General features: G+C 50.3%; 12 protein-coding genes. 6 read left to right on the top strand and 6 right to left on the bottom strand.

The window, feature by feature from the left end; all coding sequences use genetic code 11:
* Positions 1-26 precede the first annotated feature (26 nt).
* Genes ACNQKP_RS09440 through rpmG form a run of 3 tightly spaced genes read right to left on the bottom strand, consistent with a single transcriptional unit; the run spans position 27 to position 1,378 of the window.
* Positions 27-674, bottom strand: coding sequence for a hypothetical protein (locus tag ACNQKP_RS09440; RefSeq protein WP_038449674.1), 648 nt, complete (start codon positions 672-674; stop codon positions 27-29).
* Positions 656-1,192 carry a dCTP deaminase gene (dcd, locus tag ACNQKP_RS09435; RefSeq protein WP_011164831.1) on the bottom strand — a complete coding sequence of 179 codons (537 nt, stop codon included), beginning with the start codon at positions 1,190-1,192 and terminating at the stop codon, positions 656-658. Before dcd ends, ACNQKP_RS09440 begins: the two co-directional genes overlap by 19 nt.
* 6 nt (positions 1,193-1,198) lie before the next feature.
* Positions 1,199-1,378, bottom strand: a complete 180-nt coding sequence (gene rpmG, locus ACNQKP_RS09430; protein ID WP_011164830.1) for a 50S ribosomal protein L33 — start codon at positions 1,376-1,378, stop codon at positions 1,199-1,201.
* Positions 1,379-1,617: 239 nt separating this feature from the next.
* Here rpmG and ACNQKP_RS09425 point away from each other — a divergent pair, with 239 nt between their 5' ends.
* The 3 genes from ACNQKP_RS09425 to ACNQKP_RS09415 all read left to right on the top strand — a co-directional run bounded on the left by ACNQKP_RS09425 (position 1,618) and on the right by ACNQKP_RS09415 (position 3,487).
* On the top strand, positions 1,618-2,394 hold the full coding sequence (locus ACNQKP_RS09425; RefSeq protein WP_417864382.1) for a ChaN family lipoprotein: 777 nt from the start codon (positions 1,618-1,620) through the stop codon (positions 2,392-2,394).
* 59 nt (positions 2,395-2,453) lie between these two features.
* Positions 2,454-2,858, top strand: a complete 405-nt coding sequence (locus ACNQKP_RS09420) for a response regulator (RefSeq protein ID WP_011164828.1) — start codon at positions 2,454-2,456, stop codon at positions 2,856-2,858.
* Between the two features lie 62 nt (positions 2,859-2,920).
* Complete coding sequence (locus ACNQKP_RS09415; RefSeq protein ID WP_417864380.1) at positions 2,921-3,487, top strand: helix-turn-helix domain-containing protein; 567 nt, start codon at positions 2,921-2,923, stop codon at positions 3,485-3,487.
* Here the strand turns inward: ACNQKP_RS09415 and ACNQKP_RS09410 are convergent.
* The 3 genes from ACNQKP_RS09410 to ACNQKP_RS09400 all read right to left on the bottom strand — a co-directional run bounded on the left by ACNQKP_RS09410 (position 3,484) and on the right by ACNQKP_RS09400 (position 8,325).
* Positions 3,484-4,065 (bottom strand): superoxide dismutase, encoded by a 582-nt coding sequence (locus ACNQKP_RS09410; RefSeq protein ID WP_417864379.1) that lies wholly within the window; start codon positions 4,063-4,065, stop codon positions 3,484-3,486. The two genes, ACNQKP_RS09415 and ACNQKP_RS09410, sit on opposite strands and share 4 nt — an antisense overlap.
* Before the next feature lie 145 nt (positions 4,066-4,210).
* Positions 4,211-6,160: an ATP-binding protein gene (locus ACNQKP_RS09405; RefSeq protein WP_417864377.1), complete on the bottom strand. Its 1,950-nt coding sequence runs from the start codon at positions 6,158-6,160 to the stop codon at positions 4,211-4,213.
* On the bottom strand, positions 6,157-8,325 hold the full coding sequence (locus ACNQKP_RS09400) for a FecR domain-containing protein (RefSeq protein ID WP_417864375.1): 2,169 nt from the start codon (positions 8,323-8,325) through the stop codon (positions 6,157-6,159). Before ACNQKP_RS09400 ends, ACNQKP_RS09405 begins: the two co-directional genes overlap by 4 nt.
* A 199-nt stretch (positions 8,326-8,524) precedes the next feature.
* On the opposite strand from ACNQKP_RS09400, the gene ACNQKP_RS09395 reads away from it, so the two are divergent.
* The 3 genes from ACNQKP_RS09395 to ACNQKP_RS09385 all read left to right on the top strand — a co-directional run bounded on the left by ACNQKP_RS09395 (position 8,525) and on the right by ACNQKP_RS09385 (position 12,806).
* Positions 8,525-10,276: a SpoIIE family protein phosphatase gene (locus ACNQKP_RS09395; protein WP_417864373.1), complete on the top strand. Its 1,752-nt coding sequence runs from the start codon at positions 8,525-8,527 to the stop codon at positions 10,274-10,276.
* Positions 10,277-10,306: 30 nt separating this feature from the next.
* On the top strand, positions 10,307-10,777 hold the full coding sequence (locus ACNQKP_RS09390; RefSeq protein ID WP_417864372.1) for a hypothetical protein: 471 nt from the start codon (positions 10,307-10,309) through the stop codon (positions 10,775-10,777).
* 100 nt (positions 10,778-10,877) lie between these two features.
* Entirely contained in the window at positions 10,878-12,806 is a 1,929-nt protein-coding gene (locus ACNQKP_RS09385) for a response regulator (RefSeq protein WP_417864370.1), read from the top strand.
* Positions 12,807-13,021 lie beyond the last annotated feature (215 nt).

The raw sequence follows: 13,021 nt of genomic DNA, 5'->3' as shown, positions 1-13,021 counted from the left end.
ATTGCTTAAACAATTCGTGAAACTTTTTAATCGAGCACTTTCGGAGTCGACACTTGCGCCGCTGTGACTGTCGCATAGTTCAGAATCAAACCGGCAAAAGTCCCGGGGCCCACCGCCGTGGGAAGAGCTGAAGAAACATCCGAATTTGAATCCACATCAGCGCTGGTCGGTGCATAGACCAGGTTGTCACGTCTCCAGATATAGACGCGGGACTTGGTGCCGACGTTGTGAACGTCAATCACCACATCAATATTGTTCGGGATGTAAAAGCCCATGTCGGAGCTTGTGACTGTGCGGGTTTGACCATTAAAGGTGATCGAGGCGTTCACGCTGGCGCCGGTGCGGCTGAAGGTCACCACAATCCCTGTGGAGCCCGAGACGCTGGAATCGCTCGCATAGAAAACGGCGCTCACATCACTCAAAGTGACGTTGTTTAAGGAAGCTTTCAGGGAAATAGAGCGGGAAGAGCTGACGCCTGGCAACGTAGAGGTGAAGCGGACAACACCTGTGGTGCCTGCAATGTGCAGCGCGGTTGAGTCAGCCTGGCTGAATGAGCCGGAAACGACAGAATAGCTGTCTAAACCGGAAATATCCTCGACCTCGCCCCCTGAAGAACAGGCGGCGGTAGCCAGGAAACCAAGTATGAGCAGGGATTTTAGAATGAATTTTTCCACATCATGGACTCTACCGGGATTGGTTGTTTGTCGTTATATTTTGCGGAAGGTTTGACATTATAAGGAGTTAAAATGTCGCCTTTCACTTCAAAGTATATCAACTGACCAACCGGCATTCCAGTGTAAACACGCACAGGCTGTTTCACGGAAATTTCCAGAGTCCAATAGTTGCAGAAACCGACGTCTCCTTTGCCAGCAGTGGCATGGATGTCGATTCCGAGACGGCCTACGCTCGATTTGCCTTCCAAAAATGGGACATGCTTCAGAGTCTCAGTGTACTCCAAAGTAACGCCCAAATAGAGAGTGTCCGGCATCAGCACGAAACCCTCTTCTGGAATTTCAAAGGTACGAATTTTGTTATGCTTCTTGGCGTCCAGCACTTCGTCTTCATAGACGGCTAGAGTCTTACCCAGGTGAACGTCATAAGAGTTCGTACCCAGGCATTCTCTGCGGAAAGGTTCCACTTTAATGGCGCCTTCCTTCATGAAATCCAGAATTTGCTGATCCGTCAGAATCATTACGAATTACTTCGTTTCTCTGTGGACAGTGTGGCGCTTAAGATTCGGATTGTATTTCTTCTTCTCAAGACGGCTTGGAGTCTTAGTTTTGTTTTTAGTCGTAGTGTAACGAGAAACAGGTTTGCCTTCAGCACGAGCTTCAGTGCACTCAAGAGTTACGATGATTCTTCCTGTCTTTTTAGCCATTGCGATACCCCTTAAATTGAACCATTTGTACTGCCACGCGTTGTATAGAAAAAATGACAATACCTTTTCAAAGGGGCTCAAGGTATCAAAGGAAAAAGGAAACTTCAACAGACAAATTCGCGTCTAGAGGAGGAATCGTGAAGACTTTCGGCCTTTTTTTAAGTTCCCTGCTCATGTTGGCCTGTGCACATGCTCAAACTAGTGGCATTTTGCGTGGAAACGACCTCCAACCGGTCAATTTGGCCGAAGCCGTCCGCCCGGTCACTCCGGGGTCTATCGTAGTTATCGGCGAAAATCACGGCTTCAAAGAACACCAAAACCAGCAAGTCTCTATTATGCAGGCGCTTCGGGCTCAGGGCCTGAAGGTCTCTGTCGGGATGGAATTTTTTACATATACTGACCAGCCGGCCGTGGACTCTTATCGTCAGGGGCTTTTAAGCGAAGCTGACTTCCTCTCTCAAATTAAATGGGGCAATCCCTCTTATGATTATTATCGCGAACAAAGTGTGTTCCCTAACCTTTCTGAGGGGTCCAAGACGATTGCTTTGAATGCTCCGCGCTCTTTGACGGGCAAGGTGTCTAAAGGTGGCTTGGCGGCGCTGACTCCGGAGGATCTGAAATTGATGCCGCCGCAGTTCTCTTTGGGGAATGACGGCTACAAACGCCGTTTCCTTTCCATGATGCCGCACCTGCCGAATCCGGAAGCGGGCGAGCGCTATTTTACGTCTCAGTCCATCTGGGATGACACGATGGCGTGGCAGGCAGTGGAGTTCATGCGTTCTCATCCCGACCAGGTACTGGTGATTGTGGTCGGGGATTTCCATGTGCAGTATGGGGGCGGTCTGCCGGATCGTCTGCGTGTGCGCGGGGCCGAGTTCCCGGTGCTGACCTTCTCGCAAGTGAATACGTCAGGTCTGACTGAGGACGAAATTGCGACTGAAATCAACCCGGGCACTCAGGACGGTCCCCGTGCTGATTATCTGTGGCTGGCACCAGTTCAAAGTCCAGCATTGTAAAGAATCTTTGAGATTCACCACAGGTTTTCTAGAATAGGGGGATAGAGGAGACCTCGTCTATGTTCCCCCCTGAGACCCGCATCCTAGTTATTGATGATATGCCCTCCATTCGTGATCTGGTGAAGAACACGCTTAAAGCCATGGGCTATAAAAACCTGCAGGAAGCTGAAGACGGGGAAGCCGGTCTTAAAATCCTTATTCAAAACAACACTCCCGGCACGCAAATCCAACTGGTGATTTCTGACTGGAACATGCCGAAAATGAAGGGCCTTGAACTGCTAAAGCAAGTTCGCGCCACGGCGGAATTTGCCAATTTGCCATTTGTGCTTTTGACGTCAGAGTCCGAGCGTGATCAGGTCACCGAAGCGGTTCTTGCGGGTGTGTCCCAGTATATCGTGAAACCATTCTCGGCAAAAATCTTTGAAGACAAATTGAAAGCTGCTTACAGCAAACACAATAAATAGATTCCTTAAAGAGTGCTGCGCGCGTGCGTTGCACTCTTGGATCCAAACATCTACCATAGGGCATGACTTCGTTTGATGTGTTAGCCCAGAACCTTGCCGCTCAAATCACTGAACTTCGTAAAAAACGTCAACTGACTCAAGCTGCCTTGGCGAAACTCGCCGGGGTGCCGCGATCGACGTTGACCAATATGGAAAGCGGGATGGGAAATCCTTCGCTGGTGAACCTGGCCAAGGTCTGCGCGGCCTTGCAGGTTTCATTCGAAGAACTGCTGACGACGCCCAGATCCCAGACAAAATTGATTCGCAAGGATRAAATTCCCGCCAATAAAAAAGCCAAGGGCAACGTCACTGTTTACAAACTTTTACCGGACCCGATTCCGGGGATGGCCATTGATCGCATGGAGCTGGAAGTGGGGGCTCGCATGGGCGGCATTCCGCACTCCAGCGGCACCAAAGAGTATTTGCACTGTGTGCAGGGGCAGATGACCGTGGTGGTCAGTGGGGAAAGTTTTGAGCTGAAGCCCGGAGATGTTTTGGCATTCCCGGGGGATTCAGCCCATAACTATGTCAACACGGGCGCTACAAAAGCCATCGGCCTGAGCGTCGTGACGATGACACCAAGATATTAGCCTTTAAAGTTTTTTGCAGCAAATTCCCAGTTCACCAGCTTCCAGAAGGCTGCCAGGAAGTTCGGGCGGCTGTTGCGATAGTCGATGTAATAAGCATGTTCCCACACATCACAAGTCAGAATCGCCGTGTGACCTTTGGTCATCGGGGTTTCGGCATTGCTGGTGCTAAGGATTTCCAATTTGCCTTCTTTGTTTTTCACAAGCCAGCCCCAGCCCGAGCCGAATTGTTTGATGCTGGCATCCGCGAACAGCTCTTTGAATTTTTCGATGGAACCGAAATCGCGAACGATGGCTTGCGCCAGTTCACCGGTAGGCTCGCCGCCGCCCTTTGGGGACAGGCAGTTCCAGAAGAACGTGTGATTCCAGATCTGAGCTGCGTTGTTAAACACGCCGCCAGAGCTGCTCATGATGATTTGCTCTAAAGTTTTGCCTTCGTGTTCTGTGCCGGGAACAAGTTTGTTCAGGTTATCAACGTAGGTTTTGTGGTGTTTACCGTGGTGGTATTCCAATGTCTCAGCGGACATGTGCGGAGCCAAAGCGTCTTTAGCGTAGGGAAGTGCTGGAAGTTCGTAAGTCATGGGAGTCTCCTTGTCGTTCAGGTTGAAATTCCATGATCAGAATAGATGGTGGGCGGGGATGAGGGAACCCGTTGGTCTTTATATTGGCAAAGGGACGATATATTGGCAGAAATGACGCTATAATGCCTGAAGTTCAGGCGCCTTTTTAGGCGGCGGTTGGGAGCTTTTTGTCTTTTTGGAATTCGGTGATGTAAGGGACTTCCACAAACAGGGTGGAGCCCTGGCCTACGGTGGACTCGACCCATACGCGGCCGTCCAGCTCTTCAGCTGCGACTTTGATGGCGTCCATACCCACGCCACGGCCGGAGATGTCCGTGACTTGTTCGCGGGTCGAGAACTGACTGTCGAAGATATGCTGAATGATCTGCTGATCTGTTTCGGCCGACACATCCAGGCCCTTGCCGGTAAGCTTTTCGCGAATGCGGGCAGGGTCAACACCACCGCCGTCATCTTTGATTTGCACCAGCAACCAGGAACCCTGGGAATTGTGATTCAGACTGAATGTAACATCCACTTGGCCTTCGGCAGGTTTGCCGATGTCCACGCGGTGATCCGGCATTTCGATACCGTGATCGACAGCATTTCGGAATGCATGCACGAAGGTTGAGAACAAACCACTGTAGATTTCCGGAATGACCATCAGGTTTCCGTTATGAATCTTCAGCGGGGAGACCATTTTGTCGACTTGAGCTGCCACTCGCAGCATCACGTCGTTGTATGGCTCGACAAAGCCAGCGACCGGCTCCATCGCAAGTTCCAGCAACAGTTCCTGCGCCACGGCACCGCCACCTGGCAGTGAGCCCACTTTGCGGGCAATATGGTTCAGTTTACTGATGGCGACTTCAATCTGACGCTCTTCCGGCATGTTCGAGCTTCCCAGGATCTCTTTGGTCTGATCCAGGAACTTGTGGAAGAACTCTTCGACCTCAAAACATTTACCACGAAGAGCGATAAAGCCTGGATGAGTCCAGGACTCTTTCAATTCGGCAAGCAGTCCCTCGGCCTGATGGCAGGCTTCGGCAACATCTTTGATCGAAAACAGCGCTGCGCCACCTTTCAAGGTGTGCAGACTGCGGAAGAGCTCTTCTGTGTCGTAAGGGCCGTTGTCCTTGCTGACTTCATCACGAACTTGACCCAGCAAGCCCTGAGCTTCCTGAATGAAGCGGTGAATTTCACGTTTGGATTTGATCATGTGGATGATCAATTTTGCGTGTTCTTTTTCGCGCTCGGCTTGTTTTTGGGCTTCGACCAGCGAAGTGATATCAGACGCCACGACAACCACGCCTTCCATCACGCCTTCGTTGCTGCGAAGCGGGTGGTATTCAAGGGCGATGTTACGCTCTTTGGTGTGCGGGTAGGTTTCAGGTCCAAGACAGGACAGGTCTTCAAACGGCAGCATCTCCATGAACAGGGTTTGCATCCACTTTTTGAAGCCTTCCACTTTGTTTTCAGGAAGTTTTAAGACATCCCAGATCAGCTGACCGTCAGGTTTGCACTCCACCGTGGCTTCACAAGCCTTCGAGGATACATCCAGGATTTTTCCTTCAGCATTAAAGATAAAGAAGCCCTGACCCAGACTGTCCAGCAAGGCGGACATGGTTGTGTTGAGGCGGGACAACTCGCGCGTGCGGTCGGCCACCATCTGTTCCAGGTTTTTACTGTAGTTTTCAAGCTGAACTTTGGCTTCTTCCAGCGCCGTGATGACGCCTTCTTTTTGCTCAAGTTCAGCGCGGTATTTTTTCTGCAGACGTTCTTCCAAAGTCACGTCACGCACAAAGACAATCCAGTTCTTGTCACCCATGGAATCAAAGATCGGCTGCAGAGTGATCTGCACCTTGCCTTCTTCCGCGTGGAGGGCTTTGAAATTGACCTCTTTATACGGGGTCGCATCCGATACACCGATCAGATTGTCCAGGGCTTCAATGGGCTCGCTGAATTGGAACAATTCATTGAACTTCATGCCTCTTGTGATCTTGCGAATGGAAAGGCCAGCCACGATGGCGGCGGTTTCATTGCAATAGACAACCTTTTGATCTGCTGTCAGAACAAAAACAGGCTCTAAAAGGGTGTCGAAGAGGGAGTACTGGATTCTCATTTTACGAAGGTCTCATTCTTCTGATGGTAAAGGGTGAATTCACGTTTTTCCGCCCACTCGGACATTTCGGCGTCACCTTTGGCTTCGGCGCGAACTCTCCAGTAGATTTTCCCCAGTGGAACCTTTTCCTTGATCAGGAAGCGGTTGCCAGCCAAAGATTTTGCAATCAATGTGCGGGAGAAGTCCGGTTTGTCGGAAATCTCGATGCGGTAGGAAGTCGCACCTTCCACCTTTTTCCATTCCAGCCAGATGAACGGTTCCATCTCGGTCTGCAGGAAGATAGAGGCATTGTTGAACGGCTCCATCAGAGGTGGTGCCACCAGTGGGGTGCGGAAGGTGTACATGACTTCCTGAATATTCGAGAAATCAGTCAGGGGCTTGTTGGCTTCATCCAAAGCCTGCACACGCACTACATAGGTGCCCGGATCCTGCAGCGTCAGGTTTCCGCCTGTGGCAGAGTATTCCAGTTGCTGAGGGGCCGTGAACTCTTTTGATTTATCCACTTGCACCAGATAGGACTTGGCGAACGGCACTTCGCTCCAGCTGATCGGGGTTTCTTTAGGTCCCGCAGCCTGGCCGATGGCATTGATAGTTTTCAAAGGATTTAAAGTCAGGCCGCCGACGCTGACGTCGATGGTTCCCACTTCACTGAATTCACTGTTAAGCCCATTGATGCCTTTGGCTTGAACACGATAGTAGTGCTTGCCCGGACGGAACTGTGACCACGCCACTTGATTTTGACTGATGTCGTATTTTTCCACTTCGGCAAAACTCATGTCCTTGGAGATTTGCAGCTGATAGCCTTTGCTTCTAAGAACCGGTTTCCACGCCAGTTTCGGAGCTTCCGGGGAAGCTGGGTTTCTTTCACCTGTTGGAGCTTTGAAATCCACTTGTTTGGTGATCAGTACCGGTTTGTTTGGACGCTCTTCTTTGTGCGCCGCCAGATTCAACGTGAACGAAACAGGTTCAGACCATGGAGACACATTGTTGCTGGCTGTTTGCCCCTGCACGCGCACCCAGTAAGTCCCGCTTGGAAGACGAGGAGTCACCGCCGCCAATGAATCCGTCTGACCATCTTTGATGATCTGCTGGAATTCCGGATCTGTTGCTACCTGCCAGGTGAAGTTTTTCAGCTGGGCCATGGCCTTCCACTGCACTTCGGTGGTGGTGGCCAGTTCTTCCTGAGTTTTTACTTTCAGTTCCAGATTGATTTGCGCGGCTTGAACTGGCGTCACGATCTGCGGGCCGGCCAGGTGAGTGATGCTCATGCGCTGGGCCGGTGACACAACGCCGACTTCGCCATTGCGGTCGTAGGTTTTCAAACGCCAGAAATAAGGGCCCGGCTGCAGAGGTTCTGTCACCGCGACTCTTTGTTCGTTGGTTGTTTTTGAAAGGGCCACAGAGCTGAAGTCTTCGTTTGGAGATACTTCCAGCTCATAGCGGGCAATGTCGCCTTTACCTTGCCATTCAAATGGCAGTGGATCATCCGGGTTCACACGAAGCCAGTTCATGTTGTCCGGAGTTTTCACAAGCAAGGTTGGTTTTTCAACCGGCTTGATTTCGCCATCTTTTTTAACGGCGACGACAGCGTTCTTAGGCAGTTCTTTGACGGCCTGCTTTTTCTTGTCGATATATTTCACGTCTCCGGAAAGCAGTTTCAAATCAACTGTGCCGCTGTGGGCTTTGTTGAACTTGATTTTTGGCTTTTCCTGCGTGTTTGTAGAGGATCCTTCCAGTTTGAACTCTTCGGTGCCGGATTTGATTGTCAGGGAGGAACCTTGTGCCAGTTCCCCGACCAGATTTCCGTAACGCAGATCCAGGTTCATCTGACCGTTTTTAAGATTCAGGGTGATCAAAGAATTCGGTTCGATACGAATCTGGGTTCCATCCTGAAGTTGGATCGTGGCTTCAGACCGGTCGCCGGTGAAGATAGAATCATTCTGGAAGACATTGTCTTTGCGCGAAGCGGGAAGCCAGCTGAATGTATCCAGATTTTTGCGGCGCACATCGTTTTGGGAAATAGCCACAGAGCCAATCAGTTCCAGTTCGCCGGTATTTGATTTTGGGAATAGCAAAGAGTCGTCGTACAGGAAGTACGAGAAGACCATGAGCACAAGCAGGGCTCCGGTAAAGATCATTTTTTCTGTTCGTCCAAAGCGCGACATAAGACTCCTGCTCAAACCTTATCGGTTGGAAATGACAAGAGATTTACGGACCTTAGGCTAAGTTATGTGAGAATTTGTTTTCGGCCAGTGCTTGAACGGGCATACTGGAGTCGTGAAAAAACGTGGATTATCAATTAGATACAAGATTCTTTTGCTACTCACTTCGTTGCCACTTATTACACTTACGGTGTATTTGGTTTTGGCGCTGAAAATTTTTGAGGACGACAAGATCGCTTACGTCTTTGATTCTTCCAGCAGCATGTCCGGAACCATGGCGGCTCAAATTAAGACACAGCTCAACGCCGTGCTTGGAACGACCAAGCCGATCTTCCAGGATTACCTGAGCCAGCAGAAATTTTCTTCTGTTGGGGAGTCCATCTTCCAGAATGAATTCAATCTGGAGTCCATCGTGGTCTTTAAACCTTCAGCGACCGGTGCCTATGAAAAGGCCGCGGTGCTTGAGAAAGTTCCGAATCAAACAGACGGGGTGTTGAACAGTCTGCAATCTCAGATGTCAGGTTACTTTGCGGAAGTGGAAGCCACCCGCCGTGTGGTGAAAGTGCCTTTCAGTGATGACCGTGTTTTCATCATGGAAAAAGTCAGTGACGAAACCAACACCCGCAACACGGTGTTTTTGGTGATCGTAAAAATGAGTGAAGCCTCCGAGATGTTCCGTGCGGCGATGTCGCAAAAAATGTATCTGATTTCTTCTGACGGGACAGTGTTGTTTGGTCCGGATGGAATGCCGGGGCAAAAGCTGCAATCCACGGTCAGCCCTCAGTTCCTGGAAGGCACCAATAAGCAAATCGCTCAAGGGGCTGAGACCGATCGTTCGGTGGATGGTAAGGAACTGCTGGTTTCCTTCTCGCGTGCGGGTTTTGGTGATCTGATTGTTGTGACCACGGTGGAAAAAGAAAAAGCCCTGGGTGCGGTTCAGATCCTGATTCGAAAATCTTTGATCTTCTTCGGTATTTTGATTTCCGTGACGGTGATTTTGAGTCTGTTTGCCTCCAGCGGTTTGACTCAAGCTTTGACACAATTGTTCGATGCCACCAAAAAGGTGGCGGAAGGGGACTTCAACATCCGCGTTGATGTAAAGTCCAATGATGAAGTTGGAAGCCTTGCGGATAATTTCAATATCATGGCGGCGGAAGTTTCCCGTCTGTTGGATCAGACGGCAGAAAAAGCGCGCATGGAATCCGAGCTGCAAACCGCGAAAACCGTGCAAGAAACCCTGTTCCCGGAAACGCAGGCCAAGATCGGTCCGTTGTCGATTGCAGGTTACTATGAGCCGGCCAGCGAGTGCGGTGGCGACTGGTGGCATTACTGTCAGATTGGCAACAAGATCTTCCTGTGGATCGGGGATGCGACGGGGCACGGGGCTCCGGCAGCTTTGATCACCAGTGCGGCGAAGTCAGCATCCACAATTATCGAGCGTCTGAATATCACTCCGTCCAAAGCGTTGGAGCTGTTGAATCGTTCCATCTATGATGTGTCCAAAGGCCGTATCATGATGACGTTCTTCCTGGCGTCGTTCGACTTGGAAACAGGGGAGCTTGCTTACTGCAATGCTTCGCACGAGGCGCCGTTCCTGATGAAGAAAAATGAGGGCGGCACACTTAAAAAGAAAGACCTTGTTCCATTAAATGAAGTGAACAATCCCAGACTGGGACAGGCCCGAGATTCGGTTTACGAACAAACAACAATTCAGGTTGAGCCGGGAGATCTGGTATTCTTCTATACAGACGGTATTCCTGATATCCAGAACCCGGGTAAAGAGGCATGGGGCGAGCGAGAGTTTATCAAAGCTCTGATCGCGGCCAACAAGGATTTCCCGGGCGTAAATGATTCGGTGGAGCGTTTTGCAACGAGCTTCCAAGCCCATCGTCAAGGCGCGCCCTTAATCGATGACGTCACGTTTTTTGTAGTGAAAAATGAAGGTCTTAGTTAAAGTTATTTTGTGAACGAGGAGATTGGAACTATGGGTAAACTCGATGTGAAAATGAACAAAGCCGCAGATAAGCTGACTGTCCAAATGGCAGGCACTATTGATGAGGACGTTGATTTTTCTCAGTTCAGCCTTGGCGGCAATCCACAGATTGAAGTGGAGCTGAGCGGACTGAAGAGCATCAACTCCTGCGGTATCCGTGAATGGATCAAATGGATGGGCACAGCGGGCCCGGCGCAGATCAGCTTCAGCAACTGCCCGAAGGTGATCGTGGATCAGATCAACATGGTTGATGGCTTCCTGCCGGCTTCCGGCAAAGTGAATTCATTCTTTGTCCCTTACTACAATGATGACTCCGGCTCTGAAAAGAACGTCTTGTTCCGTTATGGGACAGAGTTCAGTGAGGGCAGCGTGAATCCTCCGGCATCAGTGAAAGATGAAGAGGGGAACGAAATGGAAATGGACGTCATTGAATCGAAGTATTTCAAATTTATTAAGAAGTAATCCTCCGACAAAAGTCCAGTTCTTAAGGCGGGTGCTGTATTACAGCCCCGCTTTTTGCTTTTATCCTAAATGGAAGGGCCTTTAGAGCCGACAAGGAAGCGTGGAATCAGGCAAATCTAAGATCTTGATATTGGAAGACGACGAGTCAGTCAGATCGGCCTTAAAAGAAATTTTAAGCCGCGCTGGTCATTCCGTCTTTGTCGCGTCCCGCCCGGACGAGGCCAATAGCATTCTTGCCAGCAATTCCAACATCGAATTCCTGTTCTGTGACTGCTTGCTGCCACAGATGACGGGCCTTGATTTCATCAAACAAGCCCGCGCCAATTATCCATCTGCCAAATTCAAAGTCGTTCTGATGAGCGGTATTTATACCGACAAGTCCTTCATTCAGGAAGCGACTCAAAGCACCCAAGCCGTGGCTTTCATGAAAAAGCCCTTCGATATGGAGCAGGTGCTGAAGATCGTTAAAAAAGAAGAAGCTCCGCGCCGAGAAGAATCCAGCGCGCGCAAGCTGCTTTATCAGATGTTCGCCAACCCCACAGTGACCAACCGCCAGAAAAGAAAGGTGATTGAGTCTATTGAGGAGGTCAGCGGCTTTGACTTGCCATTCCTGTATTCACTGCTGGTTGAAACCAAGAGCGGTGGTTATTTGAATATCTATAATGCCGACGGTTCCGTGTCCGGTATCTCGTTCTGTAACGGGAATATCGTGGGCGTGGATGTGGATGATAAAACCACCTTCCTGGGCGAGATGCTGATCCAGAGTGGTTATGCGACTCCGCAAGACGTGCAGGAAGCTCTGCGTGTCAAAAACAACCGCCGCATTGGTGACTATCTGATTCAGAACAATCAGCTAAGCCCCCATGCCTTTGATCTGATCCTGATGGAGCAAATGAACATCCGTCTGGTGCGCACGATTGTTGATCAGAAGATCCGCGTGAACTTTGCATCTGCGGAAGTTGAGATGAGCAATCCAAGTATCGATGCCGACAGTCTGTCTTATTATCTGCATGACTGGATTGCCTCTAAAATCTCTGTTAACTGGCTGAAGTCCTTGTATGTGATGTGGTCCGGTAACATCATCGTGAAAAGTCCGACTTTCCGCGATGACCATCCAGCCCTGAGCATGTCCCTGGTCAAATCCCTGGAAGGCCTGACGGTGAAGCTGAACAACCAGATCACACTGACGCAGCTTCTGGACATCAAAGGCTACAGCGAAGTGGCGGTCTATAAGGCCATTCACTTCCTTTTGACCAAAGGTCTGATTGTCTTTGCCCAGCGTGCAGCTTTTGCAAATCCGGCAGAACAATTGAAAGTCATCAAGAAGATTGCGGCTGAACTGGAAAACAAGAATTCTTATGAAATTGTGGCTTACATGGAAACGGGGACCGGCGGTGGTTCTGCGGAATCCATGTTGTCAGACTTTATGACGTTGCTGGGGGATGAGCCGACCGACACCGCTTCGGAAGTGTACACCCAGTGGCACAAGGTGCAGAAGCTGGCTGAAGAGGCCATGAATGCTTCCAAAGACACCAATAAAATTGACCAGATCCGCCAGGCAACCCAAAGAAATGAAGCCGAAGCCAAGCTTCGCGCCAATTCCCTGATGGAAGAAGTCAAAAAAGCCCTGCAGTACACCCAGTTTGCGAAAGCACTGGAGCTGCTGGCCGAGGTTGCTAAGCTGAATCCGCAAACCCAGCAGCTGCACTTGTACAGCTCTTGGGCGAAACTCGGTTCTGTGGAAGTGGCCAAAAAGAACTTTGTCCTGAAAGAAGTGGAACTGGAGCTGATGCAGGTTCCGCCGGATGAGCGCTATGACACGCTTTTCCCGTTTGTGATTGGTCTGTTCAATAAAACCAAAGGCGATATGGTGGCCGCACGCAAATCCTTCGAGAAGAGCGTGGCGCTGGATCCTTCCTTCATTCCTGCACGTCGGGAAATCTCTGTCTTGGCGGCTGCCAATAAGAAACAAGACGTGTTCAACGTCGACCTGAAACAGGTTGTTTCGGGCTTCTTTAAAAAGAAATAAATCTTTGTAAACGGGGATTGCCGGACTGAGGGCTTTGGGACYCTGCCGCTGCGGTGGGCACGCGTCCGTGCTCAATCGGCGCCGGGGCTTTGCCCCGGTTCGCGCATCCTGCGCCGCCGAAGGCCCACCTTCGGGCAGAGTCCCAAAGCCCTCAGCCCGGCAATTGTTTTCATCTGCTATTTCTTTTTAAAGAAGCCCGAAACAACTGAGGTCTC

This window comes from Bdellovibrio bacteriovorus (assembly GCF_048286975.1).
GTDB classification, from domain to species: Bacteria; Bdellovibrionota; Bdellovibrionia; order Bdellovibrionales; family Bdellovibrionaceae; genus Bdellovibrio; species Bdellovibrio bacteriovorus_H.
This window is presented reverse-complemented; position numbering and strand designations above follow the sequence as displayed.

Excerpts from the sequence above, each read along its gene's own strand:
- dcd (WP_011164831.1), bottom strand. The coding sequence starts at position 1,192 with ATGATTCTGACGGATCAGCAAATTCTGGATTTCATGAAGGAAGGCGCC.
- rpmG (WP_011164830.1), bottom strand. The coding sequence starts at position 1,378 with ATGGCTAAAAAGACAGGAAGAATCATCGTAACTCTTGAGTGCACTGAA.
- ACNQKP_RS09420 (WP_011164828.1), top strand. The coding sequence starts at position 2,454 with ATGTTCCCCCCTGAGACCCGCATCCTAGTTATTGATGATATGCCCTCC.
- ACNQKP_RS09410 (WP_417864379.1), bottom strand. The coding sequence starts at position 4,065 with ATGACTTACGAACTTCCAGCACTTCCCTACGCTAAAGACGCTTTGGCT.
- ACNQKP_RS09405 (WP_417864377.1), bottom strand. The coding sequence starts at position 6,160 with ATGAGAATCCAGTACTCCCTCTTCGACACCCTTTTAGAGCCTGTTTTT.
- ACNQKP_RS09400 (WP_417864375.1), bottom strand. The coding sequence starts at position 8,325 with ATGTCGCGCTTTGGACGAACAGAAAAAATGATCTTTACCGGAGCCCTG.
- ACNQKP_RS09390 (WP_417864372.1), top strand. The coding sequence starts at position 10,307 with ATGGGTAAACTCGATGTGAAAATGAACAAAGCCGCAGATAAGCTGACT.